10 protein-coding genes are annotated in these 14,921 nt (G+C 50.8%); 6 read left to right on the forward strand and 4 right to left on the reverse strand.

Going from position 1 to position 14,921, the window contains the following annotated elements; all coding sequences use genetic code 11:
- Positions 1 to 7 precede the first annotated feature (7 nt).
- Complete coding sequence (locus tag P2H89_RS33280; protein ID WP_275835482.1) at positions 8 to 586, forward strand: DUF1801 domain-containing protein; 579 nt, start codon at positions 8 to 10, stop codon at positions 584 to 586.
- Positions 587 to 603: 17 nt separating this feature from the next.
- The gene (locus P2H89_RS33285; RefSeq protein WP_275835484.1) at positions 604 to 2,088 is read left to right on the forward strand and encodes an FAD-binding oxidoreductase; all 1,485 of its coding nucleotides are present in this window, start codon (positions 604 to 606) and stop codon (positions 2,086 to 2,088) included.
- Positions 2,089 to 3,578: 1,490 nt separating this feature from the next.
- Here P2H89_RS33285 and P2H89_RS33290 read toward each other — a convergent pair.
- Positions 3,579 to 5,432 (reverse strand): RICIN domain-containing protein, encoded by a 1,854-nt coding sequence (locus P2H89_RS33290; RefSeq protein ID WP_275835486.1) that lies wholly within the window; start codon positions 5,430 to 5,432, stop codon positions 3,579 to 3,581.
- Between the two features lie 827 nt (positions 5,433 to 6,259).
- Between P2H89_RS33290 and P2H89_RS33295 the strand changes: the two genes are divergently transcribed.
- Both P2H89_RS33295 and P2H89_RS33300 read left to right on the forward strand, forming a co-directional pair.
- Positions 6,260 to 6,925: a FadR/GntR family transcriptional regulator gene (locus tag P2H89_RS33295; protein WP_275835487.1), complete on the forward strand. Its 666-nt coding sequence runs from the start codon at positions 6,260 to 6,262 to the stop codon at positions 6,923 to 6,925.
- 33 nt (positions 6,926 to 6,958) lie between these two features.
- Positions 6,959 to 8,176 carry an MFS transporter gene (locus P2H89_RS33300; RefSeq protein ID WP_275835489.1) on the forward strand — a complete coding sequence of 406 codons (1,218 nt, stop codon included), beginning with the start codon at positions 6,959 to 6,961 and terminating at the stop codon, positions 8,174 to 8,176.
- A gap of 105 nt (positions 8,177 to 8,281) precedes the next feature.
- Here P2H89_RS33300 and P2H89_RS33305 read toward each other — a convergent pair whose 3' ends face one another.
- Positions 8,282 to 10,201 (reverse strand): IPT/TIG domain-containing protein, encoded by a 1,920-nt coding sequence (locus tag P2H89_RS33305; protein ID WP_275835491.1) that lies wholly within the window; start codon positions 10,199 to 10,201, stop codon positions 8,282 to 8,284.
- A gap of 306 nt (positions 10,202 to 10,507) precedes the next feature.
- On the opposite strand from P2H89_RS33305, the gene P2H89_RS33310 reads away from it, so the two are divergent.
- Positions 10,508 to 10,936, forward strand: a complete 429-nt coding sequence (locus P2H89_RS33310; protein ID WP_275835493.1) for a hypothetical protein — start codon at positions 10,508 to 10,510, stop codon at positions 10,934 to 10,936.
- A gap of 135 nt (positions 10,937 to 11,071) precedes the next feature.
- Here P2H89_RS33310 and nagB read toward each other — a convergent pair whose 3' ends face one another.
- A complete protein-coding gene (gene nagB, locus P2H89_RS33315; protein ID WP_275835495.1) occupies positions 11,072 to 12,979 on the reverse strand; it encodes a glucosamine-6-phosphate deaminase in 1,908 nt (635 codons plus the stop codon).
- Between the two features lie 166 nt (positions 12,980 to 13,145).
- Positions 13,146 to 13,649 (reverse strand): sigma-70 family RNA polymerase sigma factor, encoded by a 504-nt coding sequence (locus tag P2H89_RS33320; RefSeq protein ID WP_275835497.1) that lies wholly within the window; start codon positions 13,647 to 13,649, stop codon positions 13,146 to 13,148.
- 204 nt (positions 13,650 to 13,853) lie between these two features.
- On the opposite strand from P2H89_RS33320, the gene P2H89_RS33325 reads away from it, so the two are divergent.
- Positions 13,854 to 14,903 carry a FecR domain-containing protein gene (locus P2H89_RS33325; protein WP_275835499.1) on the forward strand — a complete coding sequence of 350 codons (1,050 nt, stop codon included), beginning with the start codon at positions 13,854 to 13,856 and terminating at the stop codon, positions 14,901 to 14,903.
- The last annotated feature ends 18 nt before the right edge of the window (positions 14,904 to 14,921 follow it).

The following is a 14,921-nucleotide window of genomic DNA, read 5'->3' on the forward strand; positions in this document are numbered from 1 at the left end:
GAATAACATGAATCCGAAGATTGATGAATTCATAGACAGGGCCACCAAATGGCAGAAGGAATTTGAGAAGTTGCGCGACATCGTGCTGGCTTGCGACCTCACCGAAGAGTTGAAATGGGGCCAACCCTGTTATTCCTATCAGAAGAGTAACATCGTACTGATACACGGCTTTAAGGACTATTGCGCCCTGTTGTTCTTTAAGGGTTCCTTGCTCAATGATCCCAGTGGAATATTGATACAGCAAACCAGGAATGTACAGGTAGCCCGACAGATCCGCTTCACCAATATGAAGGAGATCACCAAGCTGGCAAAAGTGATAAAGTCCTACATTTATGAAGCCATCGAGATCGAACGGGCCGGACTCAAACCCAAACTCAAAAAGACCGCCGACTTCAAAGTCGTGGAAGAGTTTCAGAAGAAGCTCGATAAGCGACCTGCCTTGCGTACGGCCTTCGAAAAGCTCACACCCGGAAGGCAAAAAGGCTACCTGCTGTATTTTGCATCCGCCAAGCAGGCAAAGACCCGCGAGTCCCGCATCGAAAAATACATTCCCGAGATCCTGAAAGGAAAGGGTCTGGATGATTAGACCGGTAAATGTAGCGCATGCAAAAGATCACACCCGATGATATCCGTTATGCCGACCTGGCTCAGAAGCGGTTCAATAAACGCTTTCAGGGGCAGCCGCATTACATCTTCCTGCCAACGACCACACAGGAAGTGATAGAAGCACTGCAGTATGCGGTCGATCATCGACTGCGGCCTGTTGTCCGCAGCGGTGGCCATTGCCTCGAAGGATTTGTGTCCGATCCATCCGCACAGGTGCTCATTGATACATCGCTCATGACCAGTCTTTCATTTGATGAGCTGAAAGGAGCATTTGCTATAGAGGCTGGCGTTACAGTAGGGGAGATGTATCGGCGGCTCTTTCTCAACTGGGGAGTGGTATTGCCGGCCGGTGAGCATCCCGGCATCGGCGTGGGCGGACATATACTCGGCGGCGCCTTCGGTTTCCTCTGTCGTGAATACGGACTGGCAGCCGATTACCTCTTTGCTGTGGAGGTCGTAACGGTAAATGCCGCCGGAAAGGCCCTTAGTACAATAGCAACGCGCCAACCCGGCGATCCCCACCACGAACTCTGGTGGGCGCATACGGGTGCCGGCGGTGGCAACTTCGGAATCGTAACACGTTACTGGGTGCGCAATCCCCAGGCTGTGGGCTCCGATCCCTTTACGGCATTGCCAAAAGCGCCATCATCGATTATTACATTTCGCATAGGGTGGGAGTGGAAGGACTTCGATGAAACATCTTTCGCTCACCTCGTTCGAAACTTCGGAACATGGGCCGGGCAAAACAGTGCCCCCGATTCACGGTTCACGCCATTGTGCAGTTTCCTATTCCTCAATCACCGCAACCTGGGTAAAATTGAAATGAAAGGGCTCGCAACCGGTCCGCTCGCAGCCCAACTCATCGGAGAACACCTGGATGCAGTAGCGACTCCGATCAAGCTGCCCTTCACAAAACAGCTGGAAGAAAGTGGTTGGCTGCGCTTCGCACTCAATCCCTTTCCCGAACTGTTTCAGCCCGGATCCGACAGTGCGCAGATAAAAGTGAAAGACGCATTCTTTCGCAATCCATTGACCGACGCACAGATCGCAACAGCCTGGCAATACCTTACGGCCAATGCCACTATCGGAGGCGGATTGGCATTCGCAACCTATGGTGGAAAAGTGAATGAACACCCGGTAGACGCAACCGCAAGCGCACAACGCGATAGCATCATGGATGTGGCCTGCAATGCCGGATGGATCGATCCGCAGGCAGCCGCGCCCAGCTTGGATTGGGTGCGCAATTTCTACAAAGACCTGTTTGCCGATACAGGCGGGGTGCCTATTCCCTGCGAACAAACCGACGGCGCTATGATCAATCATCCTGATACAGACCTCTCCAGTCCGCTGTGGAATCAATCGGGCGTACCATGGTATAGTTTATATTATAAGCAACACTATCCGCGCCTGCAGCAGGTGAAGGCGGACTACGATCCATTGAACATATTCCATCATGCCTTGTCCATAAAGGCGGCGAAGTAGCATGGCTGTTAGGCCGACCTTTCATTAATGCAACTCCTGCTTCTTTGCGGCAGGACTTTAAAGAAGCCCTTGCCGCCTCTGCGCCCTTTACCGCTTTCAGGGACACCGTCGATGTGCCGTCAACTTGCGTGCTCACTTCCATAAGCGCCGGCAATGCGCAGTTGTCGCAATACTGCCGCCGCTTCACGCGACTGAAGCCGATCAGCATTGGCGCATCACAGGCTGCTACACCCACCGCCGCAGCGCCTGTTCCCATTGCTGCCGCATCCTTTTTCACCTGCTGCTTCCCCTCACCAGGCGTCGCCGCCTTGACCTCCACGATCTTCATCACACCGCCGTCTAACCGTTCATACCCGCCATGCTCCAGCGCCCTGTAAAACACAATGCCCATCGTGGCGATCAGGAAACGTCCCGCAGCAGCAGGCATATCATGCGAAAGCGAAATGCACCTCAGTATACCAGCTTGCAGGGGCATGTAGTCAGTCTCCTCCTCCCGGCAATCGAATTGCCGCTTCTCGAAATTCACCGACGCCCCGTTGAACAGTACCCTGAAATGTGTGGCATTCACAGGAATGCGCAGTTGCTTGAGAGGATCAAATGACTCAATATGCAATCTCAAAATACCGCTGCTCGTGTCAACGTCACAAGTCACAGCTGCACCAAACACCTGTTGAAAGGCGTTATCCTTCTCAGTAAAGAACTCAAACTCCTTCAGCAAGCTCATGTCTCCCTTCCACATGACCCTTTCACCCCGCACATTCTCCGGGTCGCTCCGCAAAATCCGGGTGCAGGTACTGTTGAGCCTCCCCGAGAGGATCGGGTCGGCCAGCTTATGCCCTTTGATCATTCCCCGCAGGCATAGCCTGATCACCTTGGCGGAACCCGATGCCCGGCCAAAGTCATGGAAATTCTCCCGCGTTCGCGCCATACCCGGACTTTTCATGATCTTATCACGTGTAGCGCCACCCTTGGAACGCACATTGGTAGTGCCATCAGGTTGTTTTGCGTAGGTAGCGCCTCCAAGAGAACCCGATAAACTGCCATCCGGCTGAAGTTTTGCCATACAAGTAGTTTTATAGGAACATAAATAGAGCCGATATTAATAGGATGCAAAAAGGGCCGATTTCCATAAGCGAAAACGAGAAAAATCTACCTTACTGCAGCTACTTTATATACGCAATGGGAGTTTGGGTAGATTGATAACGGGAAACTATAGTGTTGGGGTGTACACATGGAGGCCCTGTAGCTTACGCAGACAGTGCCTGGCAATTAACCCATAAACAAAACCTGGATAAATTGGCCGGTAGCATAGCACTCGTTCGGGACCAGGAATTCAAAAGAAAACTGCCGGATCGAACAGATCCGGCAGTGAGGCCGAGCGTAGGTAGATAAGGAATCCCCGGTCCGCCAGTAAAGCAGAACGCAGGTGGATCAAGAATTCCCCCAATCCGGCAGTGTCCTCGAAAGCCGGTAGACCAGAAGTCCGCTGCTTATAACACGATCTTTTCAGCCTTTCCCTTATAGTTGATAAAATAAACACCTTTGGGGAGAGCGTCGGCTGGTAGTGTAACCTGCTGATCGCTGGTGACCACCGATCTCACCTTCCTGCCCGCCTGATCATAAATGTTCAGCTCCTTCTTGCCTTGCTCCGAAGGGCCGAAGCGGATGATCAGTCCGGTACTGCCAGGTGTACCAGCCACCAGGAAGATTTTTCCGGCAGGGAAAGGTTTGATGTCAGCGGCCTGACTGGTAGCCACGCGTAACCCGCTTCCCACGGGTTCCAGCAACCATTGCTGATTAGGTGTTCCCGTGCTGCCGTTTTTGGTGTACAGGATGAGGCGGGTGCCGCTGGTGGTACTGCTACCCGGATTGTCGATGACCAGGGTGGCCGATAGGTTGGTTTGGATTAGCTTCTTCCCGCTGCCCGCATCTGTCAAAGTCCATTTCTCCGGATTCGAACCATTGTTGTCATACAGTACCACATTGTTGCCCGAGGTGGCATTGCCATTTTGTACATGAACACTCCTGTTGCTGAGCCGGTTCACCAGCACAGACGTAGTACCCGTGGTAACGATACTCCATTGCTGGGCATAATTGGTACTGCTGCTGGCCTGCACGATATAAGCGCCGTTGGCAGTGCCATTGTTCTCTACCGTCATAAAGAGGTTACTATGGACATTTTTGATCTTATAATAAGTGGTGGCGGCACCTGCCGTGAAAGAAGTAGACGAAACCGCGGCAGACAATTGATTGTATATGTCCCTGATGGTTACCCGCGCCGTATAAGAGCCTGCAGGCAAACTGGTGGAGATAACACGGCTTCTGCGTTCGGGCACCGTATCTGTGGCGGTTGAAACTACCGTGCCGCTGCTATTGACCACTTCTACTGTAGAGATCCACTGCGGACTCACCGTAGCGCTGTTAGTCCACGACACGCTTACCTGGTTGTTGGCGTACGAAGCAGTCACAGCCGTAACCGCACCGGTGGTAAGAGTAGGGGAACTGCCCTGGTTGGTTTGCACAGGGAGGGTTAGTGTACGTCCGCCCGCAAAATCCGCCGATGGCGTCGTGCTGCCGCCATGTTGCATAAAATAAGCATCTTCACCCGCATCGAACCCGGCATTGAAAGCCCAATGGTAAATGCCATTCCGGTAGGCGTCGCCAGGATTGGCAGAAACATACCTGCCGGTCGACTTTTGCCAAACCCCCGAAGTATTCAGGTTCCAGGCATCTTTGAAGAACGCTTTTCGGATAAACCGACCATCGGTGGTAGCACCATAGCCAGTCCAGTTTTCAAGAAAAGCGTCCATGCCACTGCCCAGGTAATTGCTCGAAGCGGTACGCGATAGGGTGCTGGTATGAAACCACTGTCCAGTACTGATATTTTGAATAAACGTGGCGATATAGATCTTGCCGCCCGACTTCCACGAACGCTCGGCCAGATTGTACCAGGTATTTAACGACCAGCTGTAGGGGTTAATGGTCTTCCAGCCATCGCCTTCCCCGCCAAAGCGGCTGGTGATGGTCGTCGGTGCGCTGTAAGCAACGGTAGAGTAATCGCCGGTCGCCGTATTCGCATCCCACAACGAAGCAATTAAGATATTGGGGGTGGAATAAGAAACATCAGGTGTTTGCTGTAAACCAGAATAGCCACCCGCGAAATTGTGTACGGAGAAATAAGAAGCCATGGCCGATTGAACGATCTTGATCTTATGGATCTTGACCACGGCATCGGCAGGAAATGAATAGACGAGGTGCATGGAAGGGGCTGCGTTTTCCTGGCGGGCGAATCCCGGCAGACAGCCAAGCAGAACAAGCAGAAGTAGTGTAACCGATTGTTTCATATTTGTTGATTTAATAGTGAGCATCGAGGATCGCCAGACCCTGCTCTGCTTGGCCAACACTCCCTGGTGATAGAAGTATAGTCCGCCATGGCACGTTAAGGGGGTATACGTAGTTGGTTTCTGCTAAAAGATCACACAAACGATTGCAGGTGTAGCTCAGTGGAAGAACGATAAAGAAAGGAAAGCTTGGGGCCAGATAAGAAGGGGCTTAATAGCCGGATTGAAGAGGAAGAAGTACAGGCGGCCCGTGTCTGCCTGTGCTGCAAGATGGTCGCCAGGTAGCCCAATGTTGAAAGCCTGATCCCCGGGCATTTGCTCAGGGATGGTCGTAAGGTAGCTCACCGTAGAATGCTTGATTCTTTGCCAAATGCTCCCGGTTGGTCGCCTGGTGCTCGTCTGATCACCCCGGGATCCCCACCTGATGCCGGCCTCATCCCCGCCGCATCAGGGCCGGAGTAGGTAGTGAGGAACTCCCGGCTAACTTATGGGTAAATCGTAGCCAAAAGCAGGGTAGAAGCAGCCTAAAAGCAGCCCACCTCCAGCCCGGGAGCAGCCGAAGCCTGCCCCATATCAAGCAGCAACCCGGCCATCTGACCGGGTTGACAACTGATTAACATCATATATCGGTTGGCATTCATGAAATCGGGTAAATGCTGCCAAAAGGCAGGCCACGAAAGGCTTTTAGCCCTACTTTAAATATACGAAATAAGTAGCCTGGACGGACGAATTGGACGCGTTTTCCTGGATTAAAATTTTCCTATTCAGGAAATAATCCCTTAGGCTACAGTGATTCCCCTAACTTTGACTCATCATATCATCTGATGACTATGGATCAAGGGATTTCCCGCCGCTCCCTCGCCGATGAGGTAGCCGCACGTATACAACAGCAAATAGTGTCCGGGCAGTACAAGATCGGCGACCAGCTGCCCATCGAGCCCGAGCTCATGCAGCAGTTTGGCGTTGGCCGCTCCTCCATCCGGGAGGCCATCAAGCTCCTCGTCAACTCCGGGCTCCTGCGCGTACAGCAAGGCGTCGGCACCTTCGTGGCCGACAATACCGGCATAGGCGAACCATTGGCCCAGCGCCTTAAACGGTCCGACCTGCCCGATATAAACGAAGTGCGCCAGCTGCTCGAAATGAAGATTGCCGAAAAAGCAGCTGATCACCGTACCGACAAAGACGTTGAAAAGATCAGCCGGCATTTCAACGAACGTGAACAGGCCGCCAACGATCAAAACATCGCCGCCTGCGTAGAAGCCGATATCAACTTCCACAATGCCATCGCCGACGCCTCCGGCAACGCGATACTCGCCGATCTGTACAAATCATTCTCGGCGCGCATCAAAAATGACTTCCTCAGCCGCTTCAAGGATACGTCACCATTTATCGAAACCATGCGACTGCATAAAGAGCTATTGAACAGCATCATCGATAAAGACCCCAAACGCGCCTGGCATTTTGCCGCCCGCATCAATGGTCACATTACCGCATAATACATTGAACAGACCTAATCACAATACAGCAATATGAACACAACTACCACAGCCGCCGCTCCGAAGGCGACAGTGAGCACCACCGTATTTCCTATACTTTTTACGATCAGTTTCGCTCACCTGCTCAACGATATGTTGCAGTCGGTGATCCCCTCCATTTATCCATTGATCAAAACCAACCTCAACCTTACCTTCTCACAGATCGGGTTGATCACCTTCACTTTTCAGATCACGGCCTCCCTGCTGCAACCATTCGTAGGCCAGTACACCGATAAATATCCCAAGCCTTATTCACTGGCCATCGGCATGGGTTTTACCCTTGCCGGCCTCATTGTGCTGTCGATGGCCACCGGCTTCTATGCCATCCTCGCCGCAGTAGCACTCGTAGGTGTCGGGTCATCGATCTTCCATCCCGAAGCATCGCGTGTAGCGCACCTCGCTTCCGGTGGCAAACGCGGTTTGGCGCAGTCGATCTTTCAATTGGGTGGTAATGCAGGCAGCGCCATCGGGCCCTTGCTCGCTGCCGCGATTATCATACCCCATGGACAATCCAATGCCATTTGGTTTGGCATCGCCGCCATCGCCGGCATCATCATCCTGTCGAAGATCGCTGTATGGTACCGGGATCACCTCATCAAGCGCACCGCAAAGAAGGGGAGTGGGGAAGTGGTCAGTAATGGATTGTCAACATCACGTGTAGTGGTATCTATCACAATCCTGCTCGTACTCATCTTCTCCAAGTATTTCTACATGGCCAGCATGAGCAGCTATTTCACCTTTTACCTCATCGATAAATTCCATTTGTCGGTACAGCAGTCACAGATCTACCTGTTCATCTTCCTGGGCTCAGTAGCAGCAGGTACCCTGCTGGGCGGACCGCTCGGTGATCGCTTCGGACGTAAATACATCATCTGGATATCGATATTGGGCGTAGCACCATTCACACTCTTGTTACCGCATGTCAACCTGTTCTGGACAGCCGTGCTCTCAGGTATCATCGGTGTCATTCTCGCATCTGCCTTCTCTGCCATCCTGGTATATGCGCAGGAACTGGTGCCCGGTAAAGTAGGCATGATCGCTGGATTGTTCTTTGGCTTTGCTTTTGGTATGGGAGGATTGGGTTCTGCACTGCTGGGTAAACTCGCCGACGCTACCAGCATTGAGTATGTGTTTAGCGTATGCGCTTACCTACCACTTATTGGCATCATAACTGCCCTGCTACCCAACCTCGGCGGACGTAAGAAAGCATAGCCGTAAAATAGACTTTGAACGAATAGAATGAAAGGCCATCTTCCCTAGAAGACGGCCTTTTGGCTGATAGTCAAACTCCCTTTGTTTGACAAAGTAATTAGGTTGTCAAAAGTCTGGAACATATTCGAACACCTCGTCATATTTGCTGATAAGATATACCTTGTTGTTGATGACATGCGCACGGAATATTGTTTGAAAATCCGTTCCAACAATCTGCCATTGAACAGGCGCATCAGGGCGGTACCGGTACATTTTGCCAGTGTACTCAATGAGATAAACACTGCCTTTATATACAAAGCTGGTTGCAATGCCAAATTCGCCGGGGAATCTGGTTTCTGGGGTTACAACGCCAGCGCCATCGATCGAATAAATTGTCTGCTCTCGTAAGCCTGCGGGCGTGCCACCCACACCTGCATGCAATTTGTTGTTCAATACAAAAGAAGCAGTGTGCTGCATCGCGATAGGCATATTGATTTTCTCCGTCCAGCTGCCCGTACCACTTTCATCAAATTCGTACATTTTTGAGGATTCAGTGGAACCGCACCCCATAATGAGTTTATTGTTGATGACCTCCAGGCTTGCACCTATAGAAGGGGTGGGGAACTTTGCCATCGTTGTCCAGGTATTGGTAACAGGGTCCAGCCGATACCAGCTATCTAGTCTGGCCACACCATTATAGCCCGTTCCGAGATAGACCTTTCCGCCGAGTTCCCTGGCCACCGCATACCGCCTTCCTTCGATGGTTGCCGGCGGCAGCACGTACTGTGACCATTGTTGTGTAGTAAGATCATAGGCAGCGAATGCTTCATTTATAAGTGCATTGGTATTTCCATCAAGTCCCCAGCCTATATAGATCTTGTTATTGGCAACAAAACTTATTCCTTCCAGTCTGTACCGGTTATTGGTGAAAGGAGAACGGCTTATTTTAACCGGCATGTCGGTGGTCATAAAAGTGCCTGCCTCAATAGAAACGTTGTGTTGTTTGATCGTGATCTTTGATTCTACCGCGTCGGCAAGTAGCCTGAAGGTGATCTTTGTCGTGGAACGGTCGCTCTCGAACTGGGTAATATTGGTATTGTTGTAATAGACAGTTGCATCCGGAGAGAGGTTTTTGCCGGTAATCGTTACGTAAGCTCCCTTTGTTCCATGATCCGGGCTGCAGGAAATGATTGTTGGTAACAGAAAAAAGACGCCGGGGCTGGAAGTTTCCAACTCGTGCACGTTGACCTTGATAGTTGCACTCATGTTAACACCAGCAGGCACCTTTACTTTGATTTGCGTAGCCGACACCGGCGTTACTTCACTGGCTTCAACGGTACCAAAGCTTACCTTGTTACCTCCTGCCTCTGTACTGAAATTGTTGCCTTCAATAGTGATCACTTTGCCTTCTTCTTGTTTCTCCGGTGCAAAGCTGGTGATCGATGGTCGCAGGTAGAAGCTGGTGGCGCTGATGGCTTCCAGCGTTCCGTTGATCACCTTTAGTTTACCTGTCGTGGCGCCGGTCGGCACCTTTGCACGTAAAGTGGTTTTGCTCTCAAAGGTAACGTTGGTGGCTTGCGTACCATTAAAGTATACTTTACTGGTATTGAGAAAGCGCGTGCCCGTGATGGTCACATCCGAACCGATATCAACTTGGTCGGGCGTAAAGCTGGTAATGGATGGCGCCGAAGCATTTACTTTGAAGTCCATGGCTGAAGTAGCAGACTCGTCCCCCACCTTTACCGTGATCTTGCCATTCGTAGCCTCCTCCGGCACCGTCACCGACAGCTCCGTAGCTTTGGCCTCAATAACCGTGGCTGCTTTACCATTAAAGCTCACTGCATTTAAAGATTTGTCGGGGGAGAAGTTTTTACCGGTGATGACCACCGTGGCGCCCTCAGCTGCTTCAGCTGGGGAGAAACTGGTAATGACCGGTATGTTGTCGGCGGGTTCCGGCTTGTCATGCTTGTTGCAGGCTGTCAGGTACAAAAGGCCGATACCGGCACTGACTAATGCCGTGCGACATAGGTGCGCACTGTTTTTCATGTCCATATTGGGTTTTAATTGGAGACAAAGTAGAACAGCCTGCAGCCATGCGCAACCCGCCGGCGCTCAAATGCCGGATCTGTCAGTCGAAATGCTTAGGAATGTCACCCGTAGATATTTGCCCGGCGCCTGAAGTGGACCCTATTTAATGGGTAGGTTCTGTGAAGCAATATTGACGCTTCGCACATGCATAAGGGCACTTCAGGAATCCTCCCTTGTGGGTGTTCGTTGGTTTTTATATACTGTGAAACTAGCCAAAAAAAAAGCTTACTTATTCTAAAACCCAATACACAACATTGCCATAACATGGAAAACAAGATAACACTGGAGCACCTCACAACACTCTGCGATGCCAATGGAGTTCTCGGCAAAAAGAAGCCCAAAGCATTGGCATTCGAGTTTGCCCCCTATGGAGCAAAGAAAACCGTCAACCTGATCATCTGCCTGCAAAATGTGAACGCGAAGTTTGAAACAGCCCTGAAGTTCCGTAATAAAGGACAATTGGATGGCAGCTTTTCATTTGAACACGATGGCATAGCATTCGCGCGGGATGCCAACAAGAAATTCATCGATTTCAACGAAGAAGTATTAACGAAGCGCTTGCCCGAGACGATGGCGGTATTTGAAGAATTGGCTCAGCACCTCGGATATACCCATTGTAAATCGATGGATCGTTACCCCGGATCACCACAGGAGATACTGTTTCACATATGGATGGGCAATCAAATGGCATAGACCTTAAAGCAAAACAGGATGCGCCTTTCGATGCATCCTGTTTTGTATATAATTGGCTTAGTATTCCTCGTTGCCTCTTAAGGCCATTCAACTCCTCGTTGTCCCAACGAATGTCGGGAATGCCTGGTTGCCTTCTTAATAATGCCACCTCACAAACGCTTCCATCGCAGCATACTTGGTTAAGCCCAGTTGTGCGTACAGGTTGGCCGTGTTGGAGTTGCGGTCTTCCGCACGCTGCCAGAACTCGCGGCTGTCGCTGCCCTGGAACGGAACAGAGTCTTTCTGCGATTGGTGAATGAAGATACCATAACGCTTCTTCATTACCTGGTCGGGGCTCATCGGGATGGCCATTTCAATTTCGCTGATGTCCCACTCCTGCCATGCTCCTTTGTACAACCACACCCAGCAGTCCTTCACCCACTCATCGCCATCAGCCTTGATCCGGCGCAGCGATTCGAAGATGATGTCGAGGCATACTTTATGGGTACCATGCGGATCGGCCAGGTCACCCGCAGCAAACACCTGGTGTGGCTTGATCCTGCGTAGCAGCTCCATGGTGATCTGTACATCGGCTTCGCCCATCGGGTTCTTTTCGATGGTGCCGGTTTCGTAGAAAGGCAGGTTCTGGAAATGATAATTGCTATCACCCAGCCCTACATAGCGGCAGGTAGCTTTCGCTTCACAACGGCGGATAAGGCCCTTGATGGCGCGGATATCTGCTGTATCGATCTGGTTCTTTTTCTTCATCTTGAGGTACTTCCTGGCTTCCTGCAGGATCTCCGTGCTCTTCGTGCTGTCGATGTTGAACATCTCTTCAAAGCCTACCGCGAAATCCATAAAGCGGGTAACGAACTCGTCGGTCACCGCGATGTTGCCGGAAGTTTGGTATGCTACATGCACGTCATGCCCCTGGTCGTGCAGGCGCTGGAAGGTGCCGCCCATTGAGATGATATCATCATCCGGGTGGGGGGAGAAGATGATGCAACGCTTGGGATAAGGCTCGCTGCGCTCGGGATGATTGGGCAGGCTCACATTGGGTTTGCCGCCGGGCCATCCGGTAATGGTGTCGCGCATCATATAATAGACCATCAGGTTGATCTCGTAGGCGTCGCCTTTTTCCACGAGGAGGTCGCTGATGCCATGATCACGGTAATCATTGTTGGTTAAGCTGAGGATAGGCTTGCCTACTTTCAGCGAAACATTCACCACCGCTTTGCGGATCATTGCAGGCGTCCACTCACAGTCACCCGTAAGCCAGGGCGATTTGAAGCGGGTCAGCTCGGCAGCCGCCAGTTCATCCAGCACGAAGGTGCAATCATTGTGTTGTTGCAATAGCGAAGCAGGGATCTGCTCGTCTACATGTCCTTCTACCGATTTTTGTACCACCGGTGCTTTACCGGGGCCCCAGGCCATCAGGATGATGCGCTTGGCCTTCAGGATGGTGCTGATGCCCATCGTGATGGCCAGGCGGGGAACCAGGGAAATATTGGCAAACTCATACGCATTGGCAATGCGGGTAGAGTTGTCGAGAGTTACAAGACGTGTGCGGGAATAAATGCTGGAACCGGGTTCGTTGAAACCGATATGACCATTGTTACCAATGCCCAGGATCTGCAGGTCGATACCACCGGCTTCTTCGATCTGTTGCTCATACTGGCTGCAATGCGCCTTGATATTCTCTTTGGATATCTCACCATCGGGAATATGGATATTACCCGGCTCGATGTCTACATGATCAAAGAGCTGAACATGCATAAAGCGGTTATAGCTTTGCAAAGCATCTTTGTCAATCGGGTAATACTCATCAAGGTTGAAGGTGATCACATTCTTGAAGCTGAGGCCTTCTTCTTTGTGCAGGCGTACCAGCTCTGCGTACAGCGATTTGGGCGTAGAACCGGTGGCAAGCCCCAGTACACATTTTTCCCATTTGGCCTGCTTGGCGCGGATCAAATTGGCGATTTCACGTGCTACTGATTTGGAACCTTGCTTTAGATCGGAATAGATGTTAACGGGGATCTTCTCAAACGAATCGACCATGCTCATAGATACAATTTTGTATGCGCGAATGAATTTGAGTGCACGAAATTAAGAGCAATTTCTAAGAATCGCAATGAAAAAATAAACAATAGGCTGATTGCTGGCTTTTGCAACCGGTTGCGCAAACCGTTGCTATTGCCGGACTTAACCCCTGATAAATGCGCAGGTAACCTCATGCCAAAAACAACAAAGGCAGCTTTTGAAGGATCTTTTTCATCGTCTTGATGGCCTGTGATAGTAAATTACGGGCCACCTGGTAATTGATATTCATGATATCGCTTACCTCTTCATAGCTAAGGTTCTGGTAAAACTTGAGGTAGATGATCTCCTTTTGGCGGGCAGATAGCTGGGCAAGGGCATTGATCACCCGGACCGTTTTCTCGGCATGTTCCTGTTTATCAATGATAAAGGTTTCGTGGCACATCTCGAAAAGTTGGTTCTCCGGCAGTTCCGCCTGGAGCTTCACCTGGGCCCTTTTATGCAGCGCTTTGAGTAGTTTATACTTAATGGCTTTCAACAGATAAGCCTTGACGGAGGTGCTGGGGGGAGGATTCTTGCTTTGCCATAATTCTATAAATAACTCCTGGATGCAGTCTTCCAGGATCTCCGTATCGGCGCATATCTTGTTCCCATACCGGAACAGGTCGGCGTAATGGCGGCGGAACAGTTGGCCCAAAGCCTCCCTGTTACCTTCAATGAAGGCTTGCCAACAGTCAATGTCTTGGTTATGGTCAATCAGTCCTTCTGGCATTCGTTGAATAGCGAGCAAACGTAAGCTAGCGGTAAAAACGTAATAAATCAACCGTTAGGAAAAATATTTTTAAAATTGGCATTACAAACTCTTCAGACCAGACACTTATAAACGGAAACAAGCTGATCTATGGAACAATCGTTTTCTACAGTAGAAGATATTATTGCCGATGAGGACTTCCAGGCCTGGTACCTGGCCGGTAATGAAACCGCCCGCCAATCCTGGGAAACACGCATCGCTGCCGATCCTGCCCTGAGGCCACTCGTTCAGGAAGCAAGCCAGTACATGGATGCACTGGTGATTAAAGAACAGGGGCTACCCATTCAACAGATCAATGCTGCTGAACAAAGGCTCATGGATCGCCTGTCAACTGCACCAGCAGCACCCGTTGTGCCCATGAAACGCAACACCTCCCGTTGGTGGTGGGCCGCCGCCGCAGCCATTGTATTGGTCACCGCAGGCCTTTATGTATTCAATAGCCGTCTGGCAAAGCCATCATCGATGCAAACAGCATATGGTGAGATCCGTAAACAACAACTGCCCGATGGTTCTACCGTCATGCTCAATGCCAATAGTGAGATCAGCTACCACAATGGTTTTGAGAAAGGAAGCTCCCGCGAAGTATGGTTGAAAGGAGAAGCTTTTTTTCATGTAGCCAAAACACCTTCCAAAGCACGCTTTATTGTACACACCGATCGCTTCGATGTAGTGGTAACAGGTACCCAGTTCAATGTGATGAATCGCGCAGGTAAAACCAACGTAATGCTCACCGAAGGCAGCGTAACCCTTCAGTTGCGGAATGGACAGGAGATAAAGATGAAGCCCGGCGATTTCGTCGACATCAATGACCAGCAGCCCGATATCAAAACAGCCAAAGAAGAAAATATACTTGCCTGGAAAGAGAAGAAACTATATTTCGAAAAGACACCCCTGCGCACCGCGGCTCACCAGATCGAAGAGTTGTACGGCGTAAAGATCACCCTGGCCGATGATGAGATCGGCGACAGACTCATCACCGGGATCATGATGAATGATAACCTCGACGTTCTCCTGAAAGCATTGGAAACAGCCTTCGAGCTACAGGTCGAAGTACGGGAAAACAAGGAGATCATCATTTCAGATTCGCTGTCCGACAAAGGTCATACACCTGCACGTACCTCAAAAAAAGTAACGAATTAGTCATACACGAGTAATCGT

Source organism: Paraflavitalea sp. CAU 1676 (assembly GCF_029223285.1).
Classification (GTDB): domain Bacteria; phylum Bacteroidota; class Bacteroidia; order Chitinophagales; family Chitinophagaceae; genus Paraflavitalea.